General features: G+C 64.2%; 24 protein-coding genes, 1 pseudogene and 1 riboswitch. Of the genes and pseudogenes, 16 read left to right on the top strand and 9 right to left on the bottom strand.

Annotation, left to right across the window (positions count from 1 at the left end; genetic code table 11):
- Nucleotides 1-254 precede the first annotated feature (254 nt).
- The gene (locus ANI01nite_RS11455) at nt 255-494 is read right to left on the bottom strand and encodes a hypothetical protein (RefSeq protein ID WP_022874873.1); all 240 of its coding nucleotides are present in this window, start codon (nt 492-494) and stop codon (nt 255-257) included.
- Between the two features lie 391 nt (nt 495-885).
- On the bottom strand, nt 886-1,320 hold the full coding sequence (locus ANI01nite_RS11450) for an Hsp20/alpha crystallin family protein (RefSeq protein ID WP_038989944.1): 435 nt from the start codon (nt 1,318-1,320) through the stop codon (nt 886-888).
- A 128-nt stretch (nt 1,321-1,448) separates the two neighbouring features.
- Between ANI01nite_RS11450 and ANI01nite_RS11445 the strand changes: the two genes are divergently transcribed.
- Together ANI01nite_RS11445 and ANI01nite_RS11440 are read left to right on the top strand one after the other, a co-directional pair.
- Nucleotides 1,449-1,760 carry a MerR family transcriptional regulator gene (locus tag ANI01nite_RS11445; protein ID WP_022874875.1) on the top strand — a complete coding sequence of 104 codons (312 nt, stop codon included), beginning with the start codon at nt 1,449-1,451 and terminating at the stop codon, nt 1,758-1,760.
- Between the two features lie 118 nt (nt 1,761-1,878).
- Nucleotides 1,879-2,601, top strand: a pseudogene (locus ANI01nite_RS11440) (IS256 family transposase); the annotation flags it as partial.
- An 81-nt stretch (nt 2,602-2,682) separates the two neighbouring features.
- Here the strand turns inward: ANI01nite_RS11440 and ANI01nite_RS11435 are convergent.
- From ANI01nite_RS11435 to purU, 3 genes are read right to left on the bottom strand one after another with little or no spacing between them, the layout of a single operon-like run.
- Complete coding sequence (locus ANI01nite_RS11435) at nt 2,683-3,201, bottom strand: gamma carbonic anhydrase family protein (protein WP_038989942.1); 519 nt, start codon at nt 3,199-3,201, stop codon at nt 2,683-2,685.
- A 53-nt stretch (nt 3,202-3,254) separates the two neighbouring features.
- Complete coding sequence (locus ANI01nite_RS11430; protein WP_141358097.1) at nt 3,255-3,719, bottom strand: hypothetical protein; 465 nt, start codon at nt 3,717-3,719, stop codon at nt 3,255-3,257.
- A 2-nt stretch (nt 3,720-3,721) separates the two neighbouring features.
- The gene (purU, locus tag ANI01nite_RS11425) at nt 3,722-4,564 is read right to left on the bottom strand and encodes a formyltetrahydrofolate deformylase (protein ID WP_128469631.1); all 843 of its coding nucleotides are present in this window, start codon (nt 4,562-4,564) and stop codon (nt 3,722-3,724) included.
- 392 nt (nt 4,565-4,956) lie between these two features.
- Between purU and ANI01nite_RS11420 the strand changes: the two genes are divergently transcribed.
- Entirely contained in the window at nt 4,957-6,633 is a 1,677-nt protein-coding gene (locus tag ANI01nite_RS11420; protein WP_141358095.1) for a hypothetical protein, read from the top strand.
- A gap of 9 nt (nt 6,634-6,642) precedes the next feature.
- Here the strand turns inward: ANI01nite_RS11420 and ANI01nite_RS11415 are convergent, their stop codons facing one another.
- Entirely contained in the window at nt 6,643-7,677 is a 1,035-nt protein-coding gene (locus ANI01nite_RS11415; protein ID WP_141358093.1) for a flavin-containing monooxygenase, read from the bottom strand.
- Between the two features lie 53 nt (nt 7,678-7,730).
- A riboswitch (ZMP/ZTP riboswitch) is annotated at nt 7,731-7,807 on the top strand.
- A 37-nt stretch (nt 7,808-7,844) separates the two neighbouring features.
- Here ANI01nite_RS11415 and ANI01nite_RS11410 point away from each other — a divergent pair.
- The 3 genes from ANI01nite_RS11410 to ANI01nite_RS17160 all read left to right on the top strand — a co-directional run bounded on the left by ANI01nite_RS11410 (nt 7,845) and on the right by ANI01nite_RS17160 (nt 11,046).
- A complete protein-coding gene (locus tag ANI01nite_RS11410; RefSeq protein WP_121866296.1) occupies nt 7,845-8,705 on the top strand; it encodes a bifunctional methylenetetrahydrofolate dehydrogenase/methenyltetrahydrofolate cyclohydrolase in 861 nt (286 codons plus the stop codon).
- A 161-nt stretch (nt 8,706-8,866) separates the two neighbouring features.
- Nucleotides 8,867-9,985, top strand: a complete 1,119-nt coding sequence (locus ANI01nite_RS11405; RefSeq protein WP_141358091.1) for a sensor histidine kinase — start codon at nt 8,867-8,869, stop codon at nt 9,983-9,985.
- A complete protein-coding gene (locus ANI01nite_RS17160) occupies nt 9,982-11,046 on the top strand; it encodes a response regulator (RefSeq protein WP_141358167.1) in 1,065 nt (354 codons plus the stop codon). The genes ANI01nite_RS11405 and ANI01nite_RS17160 overlap by 4 nt, the downstream gene beginning before the upstream one ends.
- 57 nt (nt 11,047-11,103) lie before the next feature.
- On the opposite strand, the gene ANI01nite_RS11395 is transcribed toward ANI01nite_RS17160, so the two are convergent.
- Nucleotides 11,104-12,492 carry an MFS transporter gene (locus ANI01nite_RS11395; RefSeq protein WP_141358089.1) on the bottom strand — a complete coding sequence of 463 codons (1,389 nt, stop codon included), beginning with the start codon at nt 12,490-12,492 and terminating at the stop codon, nt 11,104-11,106.
- Between the two features lie 129 nt (nt 12,493-12,621).
- On the opposite strand from ANI01nite_RS11395, the gene ANI01nite_RS11390 reads away from it, so the two are divergent.
- On the top strand, nt 12,622-13,521 hold the full coding sequence (locus tag ANI01nite_RS11390; RefSeq protein WP_141358087.1) for a LysR family transcriptional regulator: 900 nt from the start codon (nt 12,622-12,624) through the stop codon (nt 13,519-13,521).
- 32 nt (nt 13,522-13,553) lie between these two features.
- Entirely contained in the window at nt 13,554-13,910 is a 357-nt protein-coding gene (locus tag ANI01nite_RS11385; protein WP_022874880.1) for a VOC family protein, read from the top strand.
- On the opposite strand, the gene ANI01nite_RS11380 is transcribed toward ANI01nite_RS11385, so the two are convergent.
- Together ANI01nite_RS11380 and ANI01nite_RS11375 are read right to left on the bottom strand one after the other, a co-directional pair.
- Nucleotides 13,858-14,514 carry a response regulator gene (locus tag ANI01nite_RS11380; protein WP_141358085.1) on the bottom strand — a complete coding sequence of 219 codons (657 nt, stop codon included), beginning with the start codon at nt 14,512-14,514 and terminating at the stop codon, nt 13,858-13,860. The genes ANI01nite_RS11385 and ANI01nite_RS11380 overlap by 53 nt on opposite strands.
- Nucleotides 14,511-15,665 (bottom strand): sensor histidine kinase, encoded by a 1,155-nt coding sequence (locus ANI01nite_RS11375; protein WP_141358083.1) that lies wholly within the window; start codon nt 15,663-15,665, stop codon nt 14,511-14,513. Before ANI01nite_RS11375 ends, ANI01nite_RS11380 begins: the two co-directional genes overlap by 4 nt.
- Before the next feature lie 109 nt (nt 15,666-15,774).
- Here ANI01nite_RS11375 and ANI01nite_RS11370 point away from each other — a divergent pair, with 109 nt between their 5' ends.
- From ANI01nite_RS11370 to dctA, 8 genes are all read left to right on the top strand, one after another.
- Nucleotides 15,775-16,572 (top strand): GAP family protein, encoded by a 798-nt coding sequence (locus ANI01nite_RS11370; RefSeq protein ID WP_170214633.1) that lies wholly within the window; start codon nt 15,775-15,777, stop codon nt 16,570-16,572.
- Nucleotides 16,573-16,641: 69 nt separating this feature from the next.
- Nucleotides 16,642-17,139 carry a hypothetical protein gene (locus tag ANI01nite_RS11365; RefSeq protein WP_038989932.1) on the top strand — a complete coding sequence of 166 codons (498 nt, stop codon included), beginning with the start codon at nt 16,642-16,644 and terminating at the stop codon, nt 17,137-17,139.
- A 99-nt stretch (nt 17,140-17,238) separates the two neighbouring features.
- A complete protein-coding gene (locus ANI01nite_RS11360; protein WP_038989931.1) occupies nt 17,239-18,081 on the top strand; it encodes an exodeoxyribonuclease III in 843 nt (280 codons plus the stop codon).
- A 10-nt stretch (nt 18,082-18,091) separates the two neighbouring features.
- A complete protein-coding gene (trpS, locus tag ANI01nite_RS11355; protein WP_038989930.1) occupies nt 18,092-19,102 on the top strand; it encodes a tryptophan--tRNA ligase in 1,011 nt (336 codons plus the stop codon).
- Nucleotides 19,103-19,110: 8 nt separating this feature from the next.
- Entirely contained in the window at nt 19,111-19,623 is a 513-nt protein-coding gene (locus ANI01nite_RS11350; RefSeq protein WP_141358079.1) for a 2'-5' RNA ligase family protein, read from the top strand.
- A 133-nt stretch (nt 19,624-19,756) separates the two neighbouring features.
- Nucleotides 19,757-20,662 (top strand): LysR family transcriptional regulator, encoded by a 906-nt coding sequence (locus ANI01nite_RS11345; protein ID WP_141358077.1) that lies wholly within the window; start codon nt 19,757-19,759, stop codon nt 20,660-20,662.
- Between the two features lie 112 nt (nt 20,663-20,774).
- Entirely contained in the window at nt 20,775-21,872 is a 1,098-nt protein-coding gene (locus ANI01nite_RS11340; protein ID WP_141358075.1) for a tartrate dehydrogenase, read from the top strand.
- A 138-nt stretch (nt 21,873-22,010) separates the two neighbouring features.
- Nucleotides 22,011-23,432 (top strand): C4-dicarboxylate transporter DctA, encoded by a 1,422-nt coding sequence (dctA, locus tag ANI01nite_RS11335; RefSeq protein ID WP_255314512.1) that lies wholly within the window; start codon nt 22,011-22,013, stop codon nt 23,430-23,432.
- The last annotated feature ends 32 nt before the right edge of the window (nt 23,433-23,464 follow it).

Below are 23,464 nucleotides of genomic sequence, written 5' to 3'. Positions count from 1 at the left end.
CGGCGCACACGCCTTTGGCCGATGCCGCAGCAGGGGCACTGACCATGCTGATTCATTTGCGCGTGCTCCACGGTCCGCGAGAACATTCGCAGGATCGCGGAGCACGCGCTGCAGCGGGCCGCCGGCTCGATGAACTATATTCGATCAGTCTCCTAAACACGGTACCTAGCCTCGAAACGCCTATTCCAACACTCGAAGGTCGACGATCAACAGGCAGATAGGTGAATAGTGTGCGGTGGCGGAATGTCTGGGTGTTATTGAGGCCCCTCCCGGGGTTGGGAACCATACAGTGAGTCGTTGACTTGATCGATCATTTCTTGAATCGCGTGGACTTTGCTCTGCCAGTACTTGTTGTTCTCGCGAGCTTGCGGTCCTTCTGCTTCTTCATTCAACTCAAGAAGCTCGCTGAAATGGTCTCGGTAGGCGCACAGCGCAGCATTGAGAACTTCGATTTGCTCGTCATTGAGGTGGACGTTGAGCAATGATTCACGCATGGTGCTGATCCTTTCGTTGCCAGGGTGCGTCCGGTGCGTTCCGGACGCACCCCCGAATCAACCACTCCTTAAAAGTTTCCCCGGGAGTCATCTCTTGTTCGGTGGCGAGCGTGAATACACCCGGACGGGACCCGCCCGACGCACTGAACGTTGAATTGTTCGTACTTCGTTGATTCCTTCCGGGCACCGCTGACTGGGCCGCGGAACATCCTCGATCGAGGTGCAAAGGTGCGATCGAGGCGGCTGATGCTGACGGGAAGCTGTGGATAGCTCGAGCTCGTATATGGCCAGAAGCAACTCGTCATCAGCGACCAGCGGATCAAGTTCCGAATCAATGTGGGCAGACATGACACATCATCTCCGCACAGGCCTCCAAGGGGACTTTCTTGGGTTAACCGGTGATTTCCTTGGGGTTCTTCTTGCCTTGGCCGACCGCGACCTGAATCCGGCGGGGTTTGGCACTCTCGGCGACAGCGATGTCGACACGTAGCACGCCATCCACGTAGGTGGCCTGGATACTTTCAGTGTCCAAATGATCCCCAAGGATAAGTTCCCGGGTGAAATGGCCCCATAGTCGTTCCGAGCCGGCGATGTGCTGGCGGTCTCCTGGTTTGGCGCGTTCAGCGCGGATGGTCAGGATGTTCTTTTCCACTGCCATGTCGATCTGCTCGGCGTCGACCCCTGGCAGGTCGAACTCAGCGTGAAATCCGGTGTCGTCCTTCCAAGCCTCCATTGGCATTGGGTGGACAGGTTCGGAGCTGAGCTGGGTGTTGAAAGCTCGCTGTACCAAGCGGTCGAAATCGCGAAGTACCTCGGTCTGCATCATCTGAACTCATTCCTTTCTGGTGTGACTCTCTACGATGCTGCAATTCACTTTCCGTTAGATCTATGTCTAACGATGTAGATTTTATAGCATGGGATTCTGAGTTCATGCAAGCCTATTGAAAGTAAAAAATGACAAAAAATTCGCCGCGATCCGTTCCTGTTGCTGGATCGCATTCGATTGCTACCGCTGCCCAGAGTGTGGGAGTGAGTGTGCAAACAGTGCGGTTGTATGAGTTGCGTGGTTTGATCACCCCGTCACGTACCAGCGGTGGCACGCGCAGGTATCAAGCCAAGGATTTAGCTCGGTTGCAGCAAATCTCAGAGTTGATTGATCGAGGCGTGAATTTGGCGGGCATTGGCATCATCTTGGAGCTGGAATCTGAAAATGAGAGGTTGCGTAAGGCACTTGCAAAGCAGTCTCATCGGCAAGGCGCGGATTGAATCATCAAGACCGTTGAGGGTCTATGCTTCTCGGCAGAGTGCCGACGAATTCTTGCTTAGGCGCCGCGGAGCCTGAAAGTGCACGTTCTGCTCGAGCACTTGGCAGTGGCCCATGCTGATCGGCGTCACCGTGGAAGGCATCAAGCACGCGCTGGGCATCTGGGTCACCGAGAACGAGGGCGCGAAGTTCTGGGCGCAAGTCTGCGCGCAATTGGCCAACCGCGGGGTCAAGGACGTGCTGATTGCCTGCTGCGACGGACTGACCGGGTTCCCCGAGGCGATCGAGGCGACCTGGGCGCGGGCAACCGTGCAGACCTGCGTGGTGCACCTGATCCGGGCGGCGAACCGGTTTGTCTCCTACGGTGACCGCAAGGCGGTCAGCAAGCAGTTGAAGACGATTTACACCGCTCCGAGCATCGAATCCGCGGGCAAGGCGTTGGATGATTTCGAGGCATCCGAGCTGGGCAGGAAGTATCCATCGGCGGTGGCCACCTGGCGCAACGCGTGAGAGCGGTTCACCCCGTTTTTGGAGTTCCCGCCCGAGTTGCGGAAGGTCATTTACACGACGAATGCGATTGAGTCGATGAACTGTGAGCTGCGCAAGGCCACCAAGTCCCGAGGCCATTTCCCATCGGATGCGGCGGCGGTGAAGATGCTGTGGTTGGCGATCTGCAATATCGAGGACAAGCGGGCAAGAGAGCGGTTCAAGGATGCGAAGAAGAAGGGTCGGACCCTGCGGGCCGGTGCTGGAGCGCATCTGGTGGATGGGGCTGGGACGAGCGGCTGGAAGCAGGCCTTGCAGCAGTTGGCGATGGCTTACCCGGAGCGGATTGAGCCTTAATTGAATTGATTGTTACGAAGCCCTGAATAACGGATGTGACTAGGGGCTTACACAAACAAACTGACAAGCTCCTTGAAAACTCTAGGCGTTGGCTTCCAGATGCTTGGCAGCCAGCACGAGGTAGTGGTCAGCATTGGTCTTTAAGCCGGAGACTTCCTCATCGCTCAGCTCGCGGCGGACCTTGGCAGGGACACCGGCAACCAGCGAACGCGGTGGAACCTGCGTGCCTTCCAGCACCAGCGCACCGGCGGCAACCAGCGACTGCTCACCGATTACGGCACCGTTCATGACGGTGGCGCTCATGCCGATCAGGCAGCCATCGCCCACGCTGGCGCCGTGCACCACTGCCGAGTGGCCCACCGAGATGCCCGCGCCCAGGGTGCAAGGAAAACCTTCATCGGCGTGCAGCACGACGTTGTCCTGCAAGTTGGTGCCTTCGCCAACGCGAATCGGCGCCGAATCGCCGCGCACGGAAACACCGTAGAAGGCGCTGGCACGGTCAGCCAGCTCGACATCGCCGCTCAAGGTGGCGGTAGGGGCTACGAAAACGTCCTGGCCGACCTTCGGGGTCGCGCCGTCAATGGTAATGATGTGCGTCATTTCACCTACTGTAATGGCCAAGCATTGCTACGGCGAGTTAACTACTGAAGATCTCAAGTCCGCGAGCGGGCCGCGGCCACCAGTGCACGCTGCCAGTCCCGGTCCTCCTCGTCGGCGTGCAAGGACAGTCCCAGTTCCCGCGCGGCCTCGAGGAGCAGCAGCTGGCTGGCCGGTACCGGTGCGTTGAAATCCACCTGTGCGAAAGGGCCCTCAAGGCTGGTGAGAACCTGCGTCCGATGCACGTCGTGGGCACAGCCTAGCGCACTGTCCGGTTGCGCCCGCCAGAATGAGCGTGCGGTGTCCGCATCTCGGCACAGCGCACAACCGCTGCTTATGGCCAGCGGAAAAGATAGCGGATCCCAGGCCAACGATTTTTGGTAGCGCGGCCGATGGTGGTCGGGCAGCTGCATAGCCTGGGCCTTCAACGCCTTGCGGCGCTTGCCAGATGCCCTGAGCAATGGCCAGCCCGCCGAGGCGGCAATCAGCAAGGCGATGACTGCCAGTGCAGCGTAATCCATGCTTAGGAGAAGACGATGGTGCGCTGGCCGTCAAGCATCACCCGGTGCTCGGCATGCCACTGCACGGCGCGGGTCAGCGTCCGGCCTTCCACGCTGCGCCCCAGCTCAACAAGCTGCTCGGCGGTGCGGGTATGCGAGACGTGGGTGACTTCCTGGTCAATGATCGGGCCCTCATCGAGGTCCGCGGTGACGTAGTGCGCGGTGGCGCCGATCAGCTTCACGCCGCGCGCGTAGGCCTGGTGGTAGGGCTTGGCGCCCTTGAAGGACGGCAGGAAGGAGTGGTGGATGTTGATGACTCGGCCTTCCATGCGCTCGCACAGCGAATCCGAGAGGATCTGCATGTAGCGGGCGAGGACCACCAGTTCGATGTCGTGCTTGTCCGCGATGGACAGCAGCTCGGCCTCGGCCTGCGACTTGTTCTCCTTGGTCACCGGCAGGTGCACGAACTCCACACCGTAGAAGTCGGCCATCGGCTTCAGATCCAGGTGGTTGGAAACGATCACCGGCACATCGATGGGCAAGGTGCCCGCACGCTGGGCGAACAGCAGGTCGTTGAGCGCATGCCCGGCCTTGGAGCACATGAGCATGGTGCGGGTGCGCTTGGTGCCGTCATCCACGCGCAGCGCCATGTGGAAGTCGTCGCGGATCGGTGCGAGCCCCGCGCGGATCTGCGCTAGCGACTGCTCGGTGGCGACCTCGATGCGCATGAAGAAGGTGCCGGTCTCCGGCGAGAGGAACTGCTGGGACTCGGTGATATTGCAACCGGCACCCAGCAGACCTCCGGAAATGGCGTGGACGATGCCAGGGCGGTCGATGCAAGATAGGGTGACGATGAAATTGTTCATGCATTGAGATTAACCGGCTGGCGCTCTGCGTGCACATTCGTCGCGGTGGAGTTACATAGTCATGCATCGAGAAAACACAATCACCAGCAGCAATCGCACCCAGAGGCATGCTTGATGCGCCGTCAATGGCATCTTACGAATAGATGATAGGTGCTTGGCAAAGCTATGGCATGATGTCTATAAATTTGGCATTTTCACGCTTGGGGATACACATGGGGTTGCTGCATCGTTTTGCTTCGGTAGTGGGCGCAACAGCCTTGGTTTTCGCCGGGCTCGTGCCTCCGGCGCAGGGTTTTATCAGTCCTGCAGACTGCTTTGAACACACGGATGAGACCGCCAGTGTCGTCGTGGGATTATCCTGCAAGAATGTGACGTCATTGCAGGAACTGCCGATGACGGGCGATATTCGGTGGATCGGCATCGACACCCAGAAGGATCAAGTGCTCGGTGGTCTGGAAGTCCTGGCGGCTAATCCCCAGTTGCAATCGGTCCGGATCAGCAATGCTCCACAGGAAATCATCCCGGAATTGGCACAGCTGCCAGTGCTGGAATCCCTGTCTCTGACATTCCCCAAGGGGCAGCAGGTGCAACTGGCGGGGCTAGGCCAGCTTTCGGGACTGAAGGAGCTTGAAGTGCTGGCCACGAGTTCAACGGATTACCGGTGGGCCAAGGACCTGTCCAATCTGGAAAAATTGGATGTCGCCAGCTACACCAAGCCGCTCATCGAACTGAAGATCGGTGCCAGTGCGGAAATTGAACCGGTGATAACGGTGGATGGCCGTGTGCTCAGGCCGTGGGAATATACCGGCGAACGAATCCTGGGCCAGATCAGCCCCACCGGATTCACCGCGAATAAAGCCGGATACGCGGGATTGAGGACAGAACTCACCGACTTCGAGGCGGTGATCCCTGGACAGGAGAACCTGAAGTCTGTCAGCTACGCAGCCAGCTGGCACATTGGCGTGCGCGATACCGTCCAGCTTGGCAGGATCTCACTGAATAGGAACCCGTCGCTGGCGGGCCATGATGCGGCGGTAGTCGGCGATTCCTTGCTGGCACCCACGACCAACTACCCATACACTGCCCTGCAGTGGACCCGCAACGGCGAACCGATTACCGGCGCCGTGGGGGAGAGCTACCAGCTGGTGCGCGAGGACACTAATAAAGTCATCGCGCTGAGCTACGAGACGAAAGCAGTTCGTCAAAACGGCGAAGTATGGGTCCCCTCGGTGCAGGGCACGATGAACTATGGTGCCCCAATCGCCGCTACGGTTGCCTCGATTGCCAAACCAACGATCAGCGGCAGCAAAATCGTGGGACACAAGCTCACCGCTTCCCTCGATTCCGCATACTTCCCGGACTTCGCACGCCGTTATCAGTGGCTAGTCGACGGTTTCGAGATTCCGCGGGCTACAGCGAAAACCTATACCCCGCCTCAGTCCTACGCCAATCGCAAAATCTCTGTACGGGTAACAATGCATGCTGCGGATGGAGAATCGGTCTGGCTGCCGACCAGCAGCGCGGTGAAAGTCGTCAAGGGAACCATCACGGTTGCCAAGCCAAAGGTCTCAGGAACGGCAAAAGTCGGTTCGAAACTCACCGCCACGGCAGCTACGTCGGCTCCAGCCGCCCAGTCCACGAAGTACCAGTGGCTGCGCGGTGGCAAGAAGATCAAGGATGCAACGGCAAAAACCTACACGCTCAAACCAGCAGATCTGAACCAACGGATCTCGGTCTCGGTGGCTTATGCCAAGACCAACTACACCACCAAGACCGTGACCAGCACTGCGACCGGGAAGATCGCACCAGCCAAGCTCAAGGTGATGAAGAAGCCGGTGATCAACGGCAAGAAATCCACCGGCAAGACCTTGAAAGCCACGGCAGGCAGCTACAACATTAAAAACGTAAAGATCTCCTACCAATGGACGCGCTCTGGAAAGATCATCCCCAAGGCCACCAAGCCGAACTACAAGGTCGTCAAAGCCGATGCCCGGAAGACCTTAGGCGTGTGGGTGACGGCCTCGAAACCCGGATACACCACCGTGGTCACCAAGGTCAGCAAGAAGTAACTCTGCAGGCTATACCGCCACCGCGGACAGGAATTTGCTGGCCGCCAGCGCGGCCTTCCTCCCGGCCCGGGTAGCACCCAAAGTTGAAGCCGACGCGCCATAGCCGACGAAGAACAGCCCGGGCACTTCAACCGCTGCCACGCCGTCCTCCAGCAGAATGCCGCCGGCCGCGGTGTGCAGCTTCAAGTCGCGCAAATGCCGGTGGGCATGGCGGAAACCGGTGGCCCACAGGATCGAGTCGATCTGCTCGCGCGACCCGTCGGTGAAGACCACCGCATCGGGTTCCAGATGGTCGATCTTCCCGCGCGAGACCAGCGCGCCGGAGGCGATCCCTGCGCGCATGGTCTCGGTGAGCAGCAGCCCGGTGGTACCTACCACTGACTTCGGCGGCAGCCCCGCGCTGGTGCGCTCATTGACCTGGCGTTCCACCTCCAAGCCCCATTCGGCGCCGGTGGGTTCTTCGCGCCAGTCCGGGGCGCTGCGCGTGGACCACAGGGTATCCACTCCGGCAGCACGCAATTGCACGATGAACTGGGTGGCACTGGCTCCGGCGCCAACCACCAGGACGCGCTGGCCGGCGAACTGCTGCGCGGAGCGGAAGCCGTTGGTATGCACCTGCGGGCCGTCGAACTGCCCGGGGTAGACCGGCCAGAACGGGTTGCTCCAGGTTCCGGTGGCGTTGATAATCGTCCGTGCCCGGTACTCGGCATCGGCGTGCACTACGAAGTCGTCGCCGTCTTTTTCCACCGAGGTCACCGGTGCGCCGTGGCGTACCGGCAGCGCGAAGCGCCGCTCATATTCCGCATAGTATTCGGAGACCACTTGGGAGGCCGGCCGCGTTGAATCCTGCACCTCAAGCGGGAAATCCGGCAACGGGTGGATATGGTGCGCGGTGCCCAGGGTCAGTGCATCCCAGCGATGCTGCCAGGCCCCGCCGGGGCCCGGGTTCGCATCGAGCACCAGGAAGTCGATGCCGCGCTTGGCCAGATGGTAGGCGGCGGCAAGCCCGGCTTGCCCTGCGCCGATCACGATTGTCGAGTACACAATCAAGGTAACCCTGCACACTTCAAAGTCATTCCCGAGGCCATTTTCGCTACACTGGAGGGCGTGACTGGCGTTAGGTGGGTAACCACCAGGGAGCTAATCGTGCGAGCCGCGCGCCTGGGTTTGCATGCCATCCGCCTGAACAGGGCACCTACGGAAGGATACGCGTGAGCGCACGCATTCTCGACGGCAAGGCCACCGCGGCCGCCATCAAGCAGGAACTGGCCGAACGCGTTGCCGCGCTCAAGGCTGCCGGGCACACCACCGGACTGGGCACCATCCTGGTCGGCAATGACCCTGGCTCGGCCTGGTACGTCGGCGGCAAGCACAAGGACTGCGCCGAGGTGGGCATCGAATCCATTCGCGTGGACCTGCCCGAGGAAACCACCCAGGACGAGCTGCTGGCCAAGGTCAAGGAGCTGAACGAGAACCCTGACTGCACCGGCTACATTGTCCAGCTGCCGCTGCCCAAGCACATCGACCAGGACGTGATCCTGGAAGCCATGGATCCGGCCAAGGATGCCGACGGCCTGCACCCGATGAACCTCGGCCGCCTGGTTGCCAACGTCAACCGCCCGATGACCTCCCCGCTGCCGTGCACCCCGCTGGGCTGCGTGGACCTGCTGGCCCGCCACGACATCGACCTGAACGGCAAGCACGTGCTGGTAGTCGGCCGCGGCGTGACCATCGGCCGCCCGGTCGGCCTGCTGCTGACCCGCCGCAGCATCAACGCCACCGTGACCCTGGCACACACCGGCACCACCAACCTGGACGAGCTGCTGGCGCAGGCCGATGTGGTCATCGCCGCCGCCGGTTCGGCCCACATGATCAAGACCGCCAAGCCCGGAGCGATCCTGCTGGACGTGGGCGTCTCCCGCGTGGACGGCAAGGTCACCGGCGATATCGATCCAGCGCTGTACGAGACCGCCAGCTGGGTTTCGCCGAACCCGGGCGGCGTGGGCCCGATGACCCGCGCAATGCTGCTGAACAACGTGGTGGAAGCCGCGGAGCGCAACGCCGCGAAGTAGACGCAAGAAAACCGGCAGCCCAGACGGGCTGCCGGTTTTTTGATCCCTGCAGCATCCTGCGCAACAGCACTCGGTGATATCGCTGGAATACTCCCGGTGGAGCAGTCGGCTACTCCCGCCGGCCGATGCCGCAAGGCCAGCGCCCGGAGTATCCTCGGTGCATGAGCACCCGTCGACGCCCGCCGCTGGCCATCCTGCCCGTCGCGGTGGCGGTGATCCAGCTCGCCGGCACGGGCGCCGTCGCCGCGCACCAGGGCCGGAGCCTGCCGCCGGCGGCGTTTCTGCTGCTGCTGGCCGGCCCGGCCTTGCTGCTGCTGCGCCGCCGGGCTCCGAGCCCCATGGCCGCCGGCGCCGCAGCCATCGCGCTGGCCTACCTGGCCGCAGGGTTCCCGTTCGGACCGTTCCTGCTCAGCTTGCTGGCCGCCCTGGTTATTGCTGTGGTGTCCGGCGCCCGCTGGTGGGCGTGGGGTGCTGCTATCGTATTCGGTGTTGGGGCCTGGCTGCTGGCCGCGCAGCATGCCGAACAGCGGATCTACCTGCTGCTGGCCTGGCTGGCGGTGCTGCTGCTCATCGGCGAGCTCGCCAGGGCCGGGCGCAACCGCCGCGAGGACCGGCGCAAGGCCGAAGCCGAACGCCAGCGGCACGAACGCGACGAGGAACGGCTGGTGCTGGCCCGCGACATCCACGACGTGGTGGCCCACTCGCTGTCCATGATCAACGTGCAGGCCTCGGTGGCTTTGCATCTGGCGCAGAAGGACCCCGACCCGGATCAGCTCATCGAGGCTTTGGGCAACATCAAGTCCGGTTCCTCCCATGCGCTCGCCGAGGTGCGCGAGGTGCTCTCGGTGCTGCGCCACGATGCGCCGCGGATCCCCAGCCAGCGCATCGCGCAGCTGCCTGAACTGGTGTCCGGCGTATCCTCCGGCGAGCTGTCGGTGAAATACGAAGCGCCGGATTTGCTGCCGGGCTGGCTGGATGAGCGCGTGGAGAACACCATCTACCGAGCGGTGCAGGAGTCGCTGACCAATATTGTCCGCCACGCGCACGCCACCCGGGCAGTCATCACCTTCGCCGCGGATCATACGCAAGCAGAAGTAACCATTGCCGACGACGGCATCGGCATGGCTGCCGCCGGGGAAGGCAACGGCCTGCGCGGACTGCGCGAACGCGTGCAGCAACTGGGCGGGACAGTTTCCCTCGGTCCGGCGAACCTGCCCGGCGCTGCCCGTCCCGGCACCGCGATCATTGTGCGCATCCCCGCACCCCAGGAGACCCTATGAGCCAACCGCCAACAAAGATCGGCGTGATCATTGTCGATGACCAGTCGCTGATCCGCGCCGGATTCAGCGCGCTGCTGTCCGCAGAAGAGGACATGGCGGTGCTCGGCACCGCCGGCAGCGGCACCGAAGCGGTGCAGCTTGCCCGCGAGGCAAAACCGGACATCGTGCTGATGGATATCCGCATGCCCCACGGGGATGGGATCGCCGCGGCCGCCGCCATCACCGCGGATCCTGCGCTGCAGGACACCCGGGTGATCATGCTGACCACCTTCGAACTCGATGACTACATCATCGATTCGATCCGGGCCGGCGCCAGCGGGTTCCTGGTCAAGGACACCGAACCGGCGCAGCTGATCGAGGCGGTGCGCGTGGTGGCCGGCGGGGATTCGCTGCTTTCGCCCTCGGTGACACGCAAGCTGCTGGCCCAGGTCGCCTCCGGCACCCCGCAGGCCACGCTGCCCCAAGCCCACCGGCTGCAGGAGCTGACCGCGCGCGAGCGCGAGGTGCTGGTGCATATCGGCTTGGGCAAGACCAACGCGGAAATCGCCGCGGCGCTGTTCATCACCCCGCTCACCGCCAAGACCCACGTCTCGCGAATCATCGGCAAGCTGGCTGTGCGCGATCGCACCTCGCTGGTGGTCCTCGCCTACGAATCCGGGCTGCTCACCCCCGGGGACCCCGAGGGAGTAGGACGGTATGCCGCAGGGCCTGCGCAGGGAGTACGGCAAGTGGCTTCCGCAGGCCGACGCGCGAACCCACGCTGGGCGGGAGAGTGGAGTCATGGGGCAGCAAGGCCCCGAACGACGCAAGGAGCAATCATGACTACCGCACTGATCCTCTCGGCCATGCCAGCGCATTACGGGCACGGCCCGGGCTGGTTCATCCTGATCCCGATCTTCTGGATCCTGCTCCTCGGCCTGATCATCTTCACTGCCCGCCGACGGCATTTGACGCCAGCGGCCGGTGCCGAATCGGTGCTGCGCGAACGCTACGCCCGCGGCGAGATCGACGAAACCGAGTACCGCCAGCGCCTGGAGGTGCTGCGCACCAAGCTGAAATAGGCGCGAACAGAAAAAAGCCCGATGGCCGTGGACCATCGGGCTTTTTCTCAGCAGTGCCTAGGCGTCCTGGGTCGCCTTCACCGCATCAGCGCGGCGCTTGTCGAAGACCAGTGCGCCGACTTCCTGCTCCGCCTGGTTGCGGAAGGACAGATCGATGCCCGAGCGGTCGCGGATCATGCTGACCGCGGTGAAGGAAAGCGCGACGACGACCAGCAGGTAGACGGCCACCGCGGTGGTTCCGCCGGTGGCCTGCACCAGCGCCTGGGCGATGGTCGGAGCGAACGCGCCGCCGACGATCGCGCCGATCGCGTAGGAGATCGAGACACCGGAGAAGCGGACCGAAGCCGGGAACAGCTCGGAGTACAGGGCCGCCTGCGGGCCGTAGGTCAGGCCCAGGCCGATGGAGAACAGCCCGAAGGCCACGTACAGCAGGGCCAGCGAGCCCGAGTTCACCAGTGCGAAGACCGGGAACAGGGAGGCGGCGAGGATGATGAAGCCCAGCTGGTAGGTGCGCTTGCGCCCGATCTTGTCGGCCAGGAAGCCGGCCACCAGGGTCATGAGCAGCCAGACTGCGGCGCCGAAGGCCACGGCGATCAGCACGTCGGTGCGCTCCAGGCCCACCGGGCCCTCGGGATCGGTGGTGTAGGCCTGGAAGAAGCCGCCGGTGGTCATGTAGCCGGCGGCGTTGTTGCCGGCGAAGACCAGGGCCGCGATGATGACCAGCGGCCAATGCTTCTTGAACAGCACCAGGATCGGCACAGCGGTCTGCGCCTTCTGCTCGTTGATCTCCTCGAAGACCGGGGACTCGTCCACCGAGCGGCGCACGAAGTAGCCCACGGCGATCAGCACGATCGAGACCAGGAACGGAATGCGCCAGCCCCATTCGAGGAACTGCTCGCCGGGGGAGATCACGCCGGTCATCAGCGCCATGGTGCCCGAGGCCAGCAGCATGCCCAGCGGCACGCCGACCTGCGGGTAGGAACCGGCACGGCCGCGGCCGTTCTCCGGAGCGTGCTCCACTGCCATCAGCACCGCGCCGCCCCATTCGCCGCCGGCGGAGATGCCCTGCAGGATGCGCAGCAGCAACAGCAGCACCGGTGCCCACAGGCCTGCGGTCTCGAAGGTCGGCAGCACGCCGATCAGCGTGGTGGAAGCACCCATCAGGGCCAAGGTGAGCACCAGCATGGCGCGGCGGCCGATCTTGTCGCCGAAGTGCCCGGCCAAGAACGCGCCGAGCGGACGGAAGAGGAAGGACAAGCCCACCGAGGCGAAGGAGATCAGCAGCGCGATGTCCTGGCCGGCAGGCTCGAAGAACAGCTGGCTGAAGACCAGGCCAGCCGCCGTGGCGTAGATGAAGAAGTCGTACCACTCAACGGTGGTTCCGATGACCGTCGCGAATGCTACGCGGCGCTGCGTGGCCTTTCCGGCGTGTGCTGTTGAAGTCATGTGTGCTTCCCTTGCGAGCCGCGATCGAGTCATCGATCACTGGCTGGTGAGTTTTGGGTCACTCCAGTGTGGCACCCCTCATAGGTAAGGTAAACTTCAAATATCTGCAAAACTTCTGAAGGCTGGCTTATGTACTCGATGCGGCATCTGGAAATCATGGCCGAATTGCCCGTCCACGACACCCTGGGATCGGCGGCCAGCGAATTGAAGATTTCGGAATCCGCCTTGTCGCAGGCCATCACCGCCATCGAGAAGCACGCCGGGGAGACCCTGTGCCTGCGCCGCAAGGCCCATGGCATCCGGCTCACCGCCTCCGGCCAGCACTTCGCCGCGATGGCCCGCAAGATCCTTGCCGAGGTCGGGGAGCTGCGCGCAACATTTCCGCAAACCGAGGGGGCGCTGCGCGGGCCGGTGCGCTTCGGCTGCTTCGCCTCGCTCTCCCCGCACCTGATCCCGGCCACCTTGGAAGGCTTCGACCACCCCGAGGTGAAGCTCGATGTGCGCGTGGGCACCCACGACGAGCTGCTGCCGGCGCTGCGCGGGGGCGAGATCGACGTCGCCTTCGTCTACGACCTGCAGCTGCCCGCCGACATGGACAAGCAGCCGATCTACCAGACCGAGATGCAGGTGGTGCTGCACCCCGAGCATCGGCTGGCCAAGCTCGACCGCCCGCTGGAACTGGCGGACCTGGTTGACGAATCGCTGATCGTCTACGAGTCCGACCCGAGCACCCAGCACCAGATGCAGCTCTTCGCCTCCCAGGGCCTGGTCCCGAAGATCACCGCCTCGGTCCCGCAGATGATCCTGGTGGCCGCGATGGTGGGCCGCGGCCTGGGCTACGGGCTGCTCATGCGCCGCCCGAACAACGCCGAGGTCTCCATCGAGGGCCGCCCGCTGGCCTTCCGCGAGCTGAAGGCGCCCAACTACCCGAACGCGGTGGTGGCCATCACGCCCAAGGGGGTGCAGATCCCGGCCCGCGTGCAGGCGCTGATCGACCACTGCACCTGCGCAATGGCTGAGTCCTGGTAGACGCGGAGCAAAGCTGCGCGGATAATGGCCACATGATTGGCACATGGCAGGCCATGGTCATCGACTGCGAGGACCCCGATGCACTGGCCGGATTCTATGAACAGCTCCTCGGAATGGTGCGCATCGACAACGAGCCCGACTGGGTCTCCATTGGCGATGCCCCGGATCATCCTGCGCTCGCCTTCCAGGCGGTCAGCCCCTATGTGGCGCCGCAATGGCCGGGGCATGTGCACCCGCAGCAGGCGCATATCGACGTGAAGGTCGCCGACCTGGACCTGGCCGAAGAGCAGGTGCTGCACCTGGGCGCCCGCGCCACCGGCGAAGGCACCAAGACCTTCAGGGTGTACCTGGATCCGCAGGACCACCCGTTCTGCCTGGTGAGCTGGTAGCCCCGTAGGCGATCCTCGCCGCCTGCAGCCTGGTTGACACCCCGAGCTTGGCCAGCACCTGGGAGACATGCGTCTTCACGGTGCTCTGCCCGATGCCCAGGCGCTGCGCCAGCTGCGGGTTGCTCAGCCCCTCGCCGATGCCCTGCAGCACCTCTTGTTCCCGGCCGGTCAGCTCCGGCAGCGCCGCGGCCTCGGGCACCGCCAGCGCCCGGGCCAGGATCCGGGCGGTCACCTGCGGATCGAGCACCGATTCGCCGCGCGCGGCGGCCCGCACGCCCAGGATGATCGCCTGCGGCTCGGCGCTCTTGAGCAAGAACCCGTGCGCGCCGGCCTGCAGCGCGCCGAACAGGTATTCGTCATCATCGAAGGTCGTGAGCACCACGACCCGGTACTTCTCGTGCAGCACCTTGGTGGCCTCGATGCCATCGAGCACCGGCATGCGCAGGTCCATCAGGATCACGTCGGGGGACAGGGCCCGGGCCATGGAAATGGCCGAGCGCCCGTCCGCCGCCTCGCCGACGACCTCCAGGTCATCGGCCGCCTGCAGCACCAGCCGGATGCCCATGCGGACGGTGGCATGGTCATCGACGATCAGCACTTTCATTCTTCCTCCGTTGTTTCAGGGAATTCGACGTGCACCGCGAAATCCGCGCCGTTGCGCACCTCGACGTGCCCGCCCAGCGCGGCGACGCGGGTCTTGATGTTCTCCAGCCCGGTTCCGGCGCCCGGGGACGATCCGGCATCATGCCCCATGGCGTTGCGCGCGGTGATGGACAGATTCCGGTCCTGGATGACGCTCAGCTCCAGATCGGTGCCCGGGGCATGCTTGGCATGGTTGACCAGCAGCTCGGCGACCGTGCGGTGCGCGGCGGTGTGCACCGCCGGGGAGAAGCGCTGCGGCCGTGCCACCCGGTACTCCCAGCGCACCGGGCTGCCGAACCCTGCGACCAGCTCGGGCAGGTCCTCGATCCGCGCCTGCAGCGCCGGCCCGCCAGAATGCAGCATCCGCACCATGCCGGCCATGTCTTCCAGCCCGGACACCGACTCGTCGCGGATGCTCTGCAGCGGGGCGCGCACCGTTTCCGGCGCCGAGGGCAGCAGCGCGCCGGACAGCAGGGCGATCGAGGAGAACCTGGCCGACAGCACGTCATGCATCTCCCTGGCCAAGGCGGTGCGCTCCTCGACCCGCGAGAACTCGTGTTCCGCCACCAGCTGGTCTTCGCGGGCCGCCGCCGCGGACTGCACCGCCTGCACCCGCTGGGCCTCCGCGGTGGCCAGGTCCTTGGCCGTGCGCACATTCTGCGCCCAGAGCATCGGGGTGAACAGGATGAAGCCGGCCATGAACAGGCTCAGCACCACCTGTTGCGGATCACCGCTGCCCAGCCAGGTGGCGATGCCCAGCACGATGGCGGCCAGGCACAGCAGCGCGAAGGCCACCGTCCGGAGCCTGGAAGAGCCGAGCAGGAACAGGCCGAAGACGCACTCGAAGAGCAGGAAGTACCCGCCGATGCTGCCCACCGCCAGCAGGCCGGCACCGCACAGCAGCACGATCAGCGTGCTGGCGAGCAGGAACCGGCGGCGCACCAGCACGGCGGCCAGGCCGATCAGCAGCAGCACAATCCACTCGTAGCCGCCGATCGCGACCCACGGAGGGTTGGACAGCCCGGCCAGGTGCAGGATCACCGTCAGCACCAGATAGGTGCCGACGACCTCGGGCTCCTTGTCGCCGCTGCCTATCCGCCGAATGAAGTTCATGCTTCCAGCATCCCCGACGCCCTGCCCGCCGGGTATCCCCCTTAAGGAGGAGAAAGTGCAGACCACTGGCCGATACCGCATTGCGGCAAGGCACGGAAGAGTGGAAACCATGGATATCATCACGAGCAATCCCGAACTTTCCCTGGTCATCCTGGCGCTGATCGACTCGACCAGCATCGGCACCCTGGTCATCCCGCTGTGGCTGCTGCTGCGCGGGCGCCGCGAGGCCATCGGCAAGGTGCTGGCCTACCTCATGGTCATCGCCGGCTTCTACTGGGTCATCGGGGTGCTGCTGCGCAGCGGGCTGCTGCTCATCGACCCCAGCATCTTCGAACACCGGTTCTTCCGGCTGGCGGGCATGGCGGTTGGCGCGCTGATGATCATCTGGGCGCTGACCTACCGCACCGATGCGCAGAAGGCGGCCAGCGCGCGGAAGAAAGCCGCCGCGCATAGCGGCGGGGTGCATAGCGGCGGGGGATCCGCAGCCCACGCCCCAGAATCAACGGAGGCTATCGAGCAGGTGCCGCGGCGGCTGCGCGGACGCCTGGGCACCGCTCTGGATACCCGCACCGGGCTGGTGGCACTGGCGCTGGTCGCTGGCCTGCTGGAACTGCCCACGATGCTTCCCTACCTGGCGGCCGTCGGGGTGATGCAGGGTGCCGGCTGGGGCACCAGCGTGCAGCTGCTCGCGCTCATCGGCTACTGCCTGGTGATGATCGTGCCTGCCCTGGCGCTGGTGGGCGCGCGTGCGCTGGCCGGGCCGCGCATCGAAGCCTGGATGCAGAAGATGGGGGCCAAGGCCGCGGTCTACGCCCAGGAAACCCTCGGCTGGGTGGTGGGCATCGCCGGCTACCTGCTGATTCGCGCGAGCCTGTCCGGGCAGGATCTGCACAGCCTGTTCGGCTAGCCACGCTGTGGGCGAAAGGGCAGGGTTCAAATTGGCTTGAAGCGGGGTGATGGTGCGAGAATTGGAGGCATGGAACCTCTAGGCAGCAGCGCGAAGCAGGGCAAGAAAGTCACCCTCAACGCATCAACTCTGGCAATGGCCGTCATGGTCATCGTCCTTCTGGTGGCAGTGGTCTTCGCCGCCAACTCCAATGAGATCGTCGGCTGGTTTGTCGTGGTCATCTCCGCCGGTTGGCTGCTGCTGGCCGCATTCATGATGTTCGGCCTCAAGCGCGGCGCCGACAAGCTCAACAGCTCGCTGCGTGAAGCGACCGCGGCGGCCACCCCGCGCGCCCAGTCCGGCTCGGTGATCGTCGACGAATCCACCAGCCAGCGCGACATGAAGCTGGATCATTCGTTCAAGATCGTCCAGGTGCAGGCCCGGGTGATCGCCGAGCAACGCGAGGCGAAGGGCGAGGACTACGAGGGCATGATCGACCGGGCGCTGGAGACGATCCAGATGACCGCGGCGAATGCGCGGGACATGATCAAGCCGGCCAAGCCGATGGACGGCGAAATCATCGACTAACCGATCCGGGCAACGCGAAAGCGTTGCCCCTTTTCGTTGCGTGGATTCCGGCGCAGGCCAGATCAGCGCGTAATAGGGCACATAGTTTTGTAAGGTGGAATGGTGATACCTACCAGTGTGGAAATTCTCAGCAAGGACGCCGGCGCGCTGCGCGTCGCGTCGGTCAACGTCAACGGCATCCGCGCCGCCTACAAGCGCAATATGGCCGACTGGATTGCCGCCCGCGACGTGGACATCCTGTGCCTGCAGGAAGTGCGCGCACCGGACAAGATTCTGCGCGAGCTGATCGGCGAGGGTTGGCATATTCTGCACGCCGAAGCCAAGGACAAGGGCCGCGCCGGGGTCGCAGTGCTCTCGCGCACCGAGCCGGTCGCCGTGCGCGAGCACATCGGCGAGGACTACTTCGCCGAATCCGGCCGCTGGGTGGAGGCCGACTTCGAGGTCAACGGCGAGATCTTCACCGTGGTCTCCGCCTACGTCCACTCCGGCGAGCTGGGCACGCAGAAGCAGGAGGACAAGTACCGCTTCCTGCAGCGCATGAACGTGCGCCTGGTGGAGCTGAAGAACGAGAAGGACCACGTTTTGGTGGTGGGCGATCTGAACGTCGTGCACACGCAGAAGGACATCAAGAACTGGAAGCCGAACCACAACAAGCGCGCCGGCGTGATGGACGAGGAAATCGCCTACTTCGACGGCTTCTTCGGCCCGGAAATCGGCTACAAGGATGTGGCGCGCGAACTGGCCGGCGACGTGCAGGGACCGTACACCTGGTGGTCCTTCCGCGGGCAGGCCTTCGACAACGACGCCGGTTGGCGCATCGACTACCACATGGCCACCCCGGCGCTGGCCGGCAAGGCCATCAAGTCCCACGTGGACCGCGCCTCGGCCTACGATTTGCGCTTCTCCGACCATGCACCGCTGGTCGTCGACTACCAGTTCTAAGGATTTTTTCATGACTAAGCCCCGCGTTCTCTCGGGCATGCAGCCTTCGGGCGACTCCCTGCACCTGGGCAACTACCTGGGCGCCCTGGTCAACTGGGTCAAGACCCAGGACGACCACGACGCCTTCTTCTTCATCCCGGACATGCACGCGATCACCGTGACCCAGGATCCGGCCGAGCTGCGCGCCCGCACCCGCAAGACCGCCGCGCAGTTCATCGCCGGCGGCATCGACCTGGAGAAGTCCACCCTGTTCGTCCAGTCGCAGGTGCCCGAGCACGCGCAGCTGGCTTGGGTGCTGAACTGCATCACCGGCTTCGGCGAAGCCAGCCGCATGACCCAGTTCAAGGACAAGTCCTCCAAGGGCGGCGCGGACGCCGCCAGCGTCGGGCTGTTCACCTACCCGATCCTGATGGCCGCCGACATCCTGCTCTACCAGCCGCAGGGCGTTCCGGTGGGCGATGACCAGCGCCAGCACGTGGAGCTGGCCCGCGATCTGGCCAAGCGCTTCAACCACCGTTTCGGCGAGACCTTCACCGTGCCCGAGGCGTTCATCCCGAAGGAGGGCGCACGCATCTACGACCTGCAGAACCCGACCTCGAAGATGTCCAAATCCGCCGAGTCGCCGGCCGGCCTGATCAACGTGCTCGACGAGCCGAAGCTGATCGCCAAGCGCATCAAGTCCGCGGTGACCGATGCCGGCTCCGTGGTGGCCTACGACAAGGCCGAGAAGCCAGGGGTCTCGAACCTGCTGGACATCCTGGCCGCGGTCACCGGCAAGCATGTGCCCCAGCTGGTCGAAGAGTTCGAGGGCAAGATGTACGGCCACCTGAAGGTGGCCGTCGCCGACGCCGTCGTGGAGCGCCTGGCCCCGATCCGCACCCGCACCCTGGAGCTGCTGGATGACCCGGCGGAGCTGGACCGGTTGCTGCTGGCCGGTGCCGCGAAGGCCCGCGAAGTCGCTTCCAAGACTGTCTCCGATGTCTACCAGAAGGTCGGCTTCCTGCCGCCGCTGGGAATCTAGCTGAGCCAATGGTCTTCGAGTACACCCTGGGCGTAGTGATCCCGGTGCCGCAGCCGCACCGGGAGACGCTGCGCGCGTGGCGCGAGGAATACGGGGGAGAGGCCACCGCGCCGATCGCTCCGCATATCACCCTGGTGTCCGGGTCCTACCTGAATTCCTGGGAGAAGGCCGCCGACCAGGTGCGCCGGGTGGCCGCCGCGGTGCAGCCCTTCGGCATCGAACTCGGTGCTGCGCAGACCTTCCGGCCGGCCAGCGACGTCGTGTTCCTGCCGCTGGATACCGGCGCCGATGAATGCTGGGCGCTGCACCGTGCGCTGCTGGGCGACGCGCTGCGGCACGAATCGGCCTTCGCCTACCATCCGCACCTGACCATCGCGCAGAACGTGCCGGCGGAGCAATTGGACGCCGCGCAGGCAGCGCTGGCCGGGACGCGGCTGTCCTTCACCGCCGATCGCATCCAGCTGTTTGATACCCGTGGTGGGGAGTGGAACTTCAGCGAGGACATCGAACTCGGATCCTAGCGCATCCCGTGCTGCCGATAGGCAGCACGGGATTTTTCTGCCCGCAACGACACACGAATCGGCATTCAGGTGCTCCTGCTCACATAATGGTGGGAGGCGCCGCGACGCAGCCATGGCGCAGGAGAGGCAGAAAATGGACGTCCGGCAGTTGAAGTACTTCCTGGCAGTAGCAGATCACGAGGGGTTCAGCCGCGCCGCCGAGCACCTGCTCATCGCGCAGCCTTCGCTGTCCCAGACGATCAAGAGCCTCGAACAGGAAATCGGATTGCCGCTCTTCCACCGGGTCGGCCGCCGCGTCGTGCTCAGCGAAGCGGGCAAGGAGCTGCTGGGCCCGGCTCGGCTGGTGGTTCGGGATCTGGATGCCGCGCGGTCGGCCATGGCAGAGCTCAAGGGGATCCACCGCGGGCGGCTGGAACTTTCGGCCATGCCGTCGCCGGCCATCGAGCCGCTGACCACCCTGATTGCCCGGTACACCCAGCTGCATCCGCAGATTTCCGTCAGCACTGCTGCCGCCTTCACCGTCGACGAGGTGGTCAGCTCGGTGCGCTCCGGGAGCAGCGAGATCGGCCTGCTCGGCGCGGACCGGCCGATTGCCGCCCCCGGGGTCGACGTGGTGCAGCTGGAGCGCCAGCCGCTGATGCTGATCATCAGTCCGCTGGCGGACAGCTTCGGGCCGGGCGAAACGCTGGACAGCCGGGACCTCGGCGGCGAACGCATCATCGTTTCGCAGCGTGGCTCGCTCATGCGCTCAGTGGTGGACGACCTGGTGGCCGGCGGCGTGGACCTGCGCATCGTCGCCGAAGTTGCCCACCGCACCTCGATTCTCCCGATGGTGCTCGCAGGAGTCGGGCACGCCATCCTGCCGATTTCATGGGCACCAATTGCGCGCCGTTCCGGGCTGCGCGTGGCTCGTCTGGAACCGGTCACGCAGCTGCATGTGGCGATCATCAGCCGGCAGGACAACCTGACCCCGGCAGCCCAATCCTTCTTGAGCCTCGCCCAGCAGTATGCAGAAACCCAACCTGGCCAGCATCTATAGGACGGCCCTATTCGGCGTATGCATATTCGGTCTTAGACGCGATGCCAGGGGCCCGGTCTAATTGATACCAAGTTCGCACGTGATGCGGACCACTTAGACCAAGGAGGAAACCATGGGCCAGACCCGAGTATTCAAGATCGCTTCCATTCCCGCAGACGGTGTCGGAAAGGAAGTGGTCGCCGCCGGCCGCACGGTGCTGGAAGCCGTTGCCGCGCAATCCAATGGCAAGTTCGCCTTCGAATGGACCGAATTCGACTGGGGCTGCGAGTACTATGCCAAGCACGGGGTCATGATGGCCCCGGACGGCCTGGAGGCGCTGAAGAGCTTCGACTCGATCTACTTCGGCGCCGTAGGCTGGGAGAATGTTCCAGACCACGTCAGCCTCTGGGGCCTGCGCCTGAACATTACGCAGAACTTCGACCAGTGGGCCAATATCCGCCCGGTCAAGTTCCTTCCCGGCGTGACCTCGCCGCTGCGCAAGGCCGATGACACCGAGCTGGACTGGATCGTCGTGCGCGAGAACAGCGAAGGCGAATATGCCGGGCTGGGCGGGCGCAACCTGTCGGGGCGCGGGCCGGGCAATGAGATCGCGCTGCAGACGGCGCTGTTCAGCGAAAAGGGCTGCGAGCGGATCATCCGCTTCGCCTTCGAGCTGGCCCGCACCCGCACGGTGAAGAAGGTCTCCTCGGTCACCAAGTCCAATGCGCAGCAGTACGGCATGGTGCTGTGGGACGAGACCTTCGAGCGCGTAGCGCAGGAATTCCCGGATGTGCGCACCGAAAGCGTGCTGGTTGACGCGATGAGCGCCAAGTTCATCCTCAATCCCGAGGATCTGTCCGTGGTTGTCGCCTCGAACCTGAACGCCGACATCCTCTCGGATCTGGGCTCCGCCCTGGCCGGTAGCCTGGGGCTGGCCGCCAGCGCCAACCTGAACCCCGAACGCCGCTTCCCGTCCATGTTCGAGCCGGTGCACGGTACTGCCCCGGACATCGCCGGGCAGGGGATCTGCAATCCGATCGGCGCGATCGCCAGCGCCGCGCTGATGCTGGAGCACTTCGGGCTGGAAGCCGAAGCCCGCCAGGTCGAAGCGGCTATCGAAGCAGCCACCGCGGCCGGGCAGCTGACCCGCGACATCGGCGGCACTGCGGATACCGAGACCGTCACCGACGCCATCGTGGCAGCACTGAGCAGCACACTGGCCGCTGTCTAGGTCTAACGCGCGCCCCTTCCGGGGCGCGCCACCAGGCCGCGAATATTGCATCGCGGCTCCCTGAATTTTTCCAAGCCCCGCTCCCGAGCACGAGCAGATCCACGGAGCAAGGCTTATTCCAACACTGAGGTAGGAATCATGGGCAAGACCATGCAGAGCGAAAGCATCCAGCCGGCTCGCCGGCCACTGTACCGGCAGCTGTACTTCTGGGTCCTGGTCGCCATTGTCGCCGGCATCATCCTCGGCTGGCTGGCACCGGAAACCGGCCAGTCCATGCAGCCGATCGGCACCACATTCGTGGAAGCGATGAAAATGCTGATCGGGCCGATCGTCTTCCTGACCATCGTCGGGGGCATCGCCAGCGTTGCCGACCTGAAAAAGGTCGGTGCCACCGGGCTCAAGGCGCTGGGCTATTTCCAGATCGGCACGATCTGCGCCATGCTGCTGGGCCTGGTAGCGATCAACATCTTCCGTCTGGGCGATGGCGTGAACGCGGACGCCAGCAAGCTCGAAACCTCCGGCCAGGCAGCTGAACTCATCGACAGGGGCGAGAACCAGCAATGGTGGGAGTTCCTGACCCACATTATTCCCGGCTCCGTGGCGTCTCCGTTCGTCGAAGGAGACATCCTGCAGATCATTTTCATGGCGGTCGTGTTCGGCATCGCGATCAACGCCGTGGGCAAGATCGGCGGCCCGGTGCTGGATCTGGTGCAACGGCTGACCACGGTGATCTTCAAGGTGCTGAATTTCATCATGAAGGCGGCACCGCTGGGCGCCTTCGGTGCCATGGCCTTCGCCGTGGGCAAATACGGGGTGGAAACGCTCTCCAGCTTGGGGTGGCTGATCCTGCTGTTCTACGGCACCTCGATCATTTTCGTGGTCTTCTTCCTCGGCGGAATCATGGCGTTCCTGGGGCTGAACATCTTCAAGATGCTCAAGCACTTCCGTGAGGAGCTGCTGCTGATCCTGGGCACGTCCACGGCGGAGCCGGCGCTTCCCGGGCTGATGAAGAAGCTCGAGCATGCAGGGGTGAAGAAGGAAACCGTGGGGCTGGTGGTGCCGACCGGATACAGCTTCAACCTCGACGGTGCTGCCATCTACCTCTCGCTCGCGGCCGTGTACATCGCCCAGGCCACGAATACCGACCTGACCGTGGGCCAGCAGATCGGCATGCTCGCAGTCATGCTGCTGACCTCCAAGGGTGCGGCGGGCGTCGCAGGCGGCGGTTTCATCGCACTGACCGCAACCTTGAGCACCTTGGGAACCATCCCGGCGGCCGGCATCATGCTGATCTTCGGCATTGACAAGTTCATGTCCGAATGCCGCGCCCTGGTGAACTTCTGCGGCAATGCCGTCGCCACCTTGTTCATCGCCTGGTGGGACAAGTCCCTTGACATCGAACGAGTACGCAAGGTGTTCAACGGCGAAGAAGTCCCTGCGCAGCAGGGGTCGCAAGATTCCCCGGAGGACAAGCAAGAGAACGTGGTTGCGGAAGACGACGGCACGCAGGACAACCCGGTCGATGCCTCGGCGGCTGAGCTCAGCGGCGTGGCACGCTAGCACCCAAGGGCACAGCAGGTCCCCGCGAAGGA

It is taken from the genome of Glutamicibacter nicotianae, assembly GCF_006539525.1.
In the GTDB taxonomy this organism is placed as follows: Bacteria; Actinomycetota; Actinomycetes; order Actinomycetales; family Micrococcaceae; genus Glutamicibacter; species Glutamicibacter nicotianae.
Note: the sequence above shows the minus strand (reverse complement) of the source record. Positions and strands in the feature narration are given on the sequence as shown.

What these genes read in the sequence shown, in the direction of transcription:
- ANI01nite_RS11455 (WP_022874873.1), bottom strand. Translation starts at nt 494, where the DNA reads ATGCGTGAATCATTGCTCAACGTCCACCTCAATGACGAGCAAATCGAA.
- ANI01nite_RS11450 (WP_038989944.1), bottom strand. Translation starts at nt 1,320, where the DNA reads ATGATGCAGACCGAGGTACTTCGCGATTTCGACCGCTTGGTACAGCGA.
- ANI01nite_RS11445 (WP_022874875.1), top strand. Translation starts at nt 1,449, where the DNA reads ATGACAAAAAATTCGCCGCGATCCGTTCCTGTTGCTGGATCGCATTCG.
- ANI01nite_RS11435 (WP_038989942.1), bottom strand. Translation starts at nt 3,201, where the DNA reads ATGACGCACATCATTACCATTGACGGCGCGACCCCGAAGGTCGGCCAG.
- ANI01nite_RS11430 (WP_141358097.1), bottom strand. Translation starts at nt 3,719, where the DNA reads ATGGATTACGCTGCACTGGCAGTCATCGCCTTGCTGATTGCCGCCTCG.
- purU (WP_128469631.1), bottom strand. Translation starts at nt 4,564, where the DNA reads ATGAACAATTTCATCGTCACCCTATCTTGCATCGACCGCCCTGGCATC.
- ANI01nite_RS11420 (WP_141358095.1), top strand. Translation starts at nt 4,957, where the DNA reads ATGACGGGCGATATTCGGTGGATCGGCATCGACACCCAGAAGGATCAA.
- ANI01nite_RS11405 (WP_141358091.1), top strand. Translation starts at nt 8,867, where the DNA reads ATGAGCACCCGTCGACGCCCGCCGCTGGCCATCCTGCCCGTCGCGGTG.
- ANI01nite_RS17160 (WP_141358167.1), top strand. Translation starts at nt 9,982, where the DNA reads ATGAGCCAACCGCCAACAAAGATCGGCGTGATCATTGTCGATGACCAG.
- ANI01nite_RS11395 (WP_141358089.1), bottom strand. Translation starts at nt 12,492, where the DNA reads ATGACTTCAACAGCACACGCCGGAAAGGCCACGCAGCGCCGCGTAGCA.
- ANI01nite_RS11390 (WP_141358087.1), top strand. Translation starts at nt 12,622, where the DNA reads ATGTACTCGATGCGGCATCTGGAAATCATGGCCGAATTGCCCGTCCAC.
- ANI01nite_RS11385 (WP_022874880.1), top strand. Translation starts at nt 13,554, where the DNA reads ATGATTGGCACATGGCAGGCCATGGTCATCGACTGCGAGGACCCCGAT.
- ANI01nite_RS11380 (WP_141358085.1), bottom strand. Translation starts at nt 14,514, where the DNA reads ATGAAAGTGCTGATCGTCGATGACCATGCCACCGTCCGCATGGGCATC.
- ANI01nite_RS11375 (WP_141358083.1), bottom strand. Translation starts at nt 15,665, where the DNA reads ATGAACTTCATTCGGCGGATAGGCAGCGGCGACAAGGAGCCCGAGGTC.
- ANI01nite_RS11370 (WP_170214633.1), top strand. Translation starts at nt 15,775, where the DNA reads ATGGATATCATCACGAGCAATCCCGAACTTTCCCTGGTCATCCTGGCG.
- ANI01nite_RS11365 (WP_038989932.1), top strand. Translation starts at nt 16,642, where the DNA reads ATGGAACCTCTAGGCAGCAGCGCGAAGCAGGGCAAGAAAGTCACCCTC.
- ANI01nite_RS11360 (WP_038989931.1), top strand. Translation starts at nt 17,239, where the DNA reads ATGGTGATACCTACCAGTGTGGAAATTCTCAGCAAGGACGCCGGCGCG.
- trpS (WP_038989930.1), top strand. Translation starts at nt 18,092, where the DNA reads ATGACTAAGCCCCGCGTTCTCTCGGGCATGCAGCCTTCGGGCGACTCC.
- ANI01nite_RS11350 (WP_141358079.1), top strand. Translation starts at nt 19,111, where the DNA reads ATGGTCTTCGAGTACACCCTGGGCGTAGTGATCCCGGTGCCGCAGCCG.
- ANI01nite_RS11345 (WP_141358077.1), top strand. Translation starts at nt 19,757, where the DNA reads ATGGACGTCCGGCAGTTGAAGTACTTCCTGGCAGTAGCAGATCACGAG.
- ANI01nite_RS11340 (WP_141358075.1), top strand. Translation starts at nt 20,775, where the DNA reads ATGGGCCAGACCCGAGTATTCAAGATCGCTTCCATTCCCGCAGACGGT.
- dctA (WP_255314512.1), top strand. Translation starts at nt 22,011, where the DNA reads ATGGGCAAGACCATGCAGAGCGAAAGCATCCAGCCGGCTCGCCGGCCA.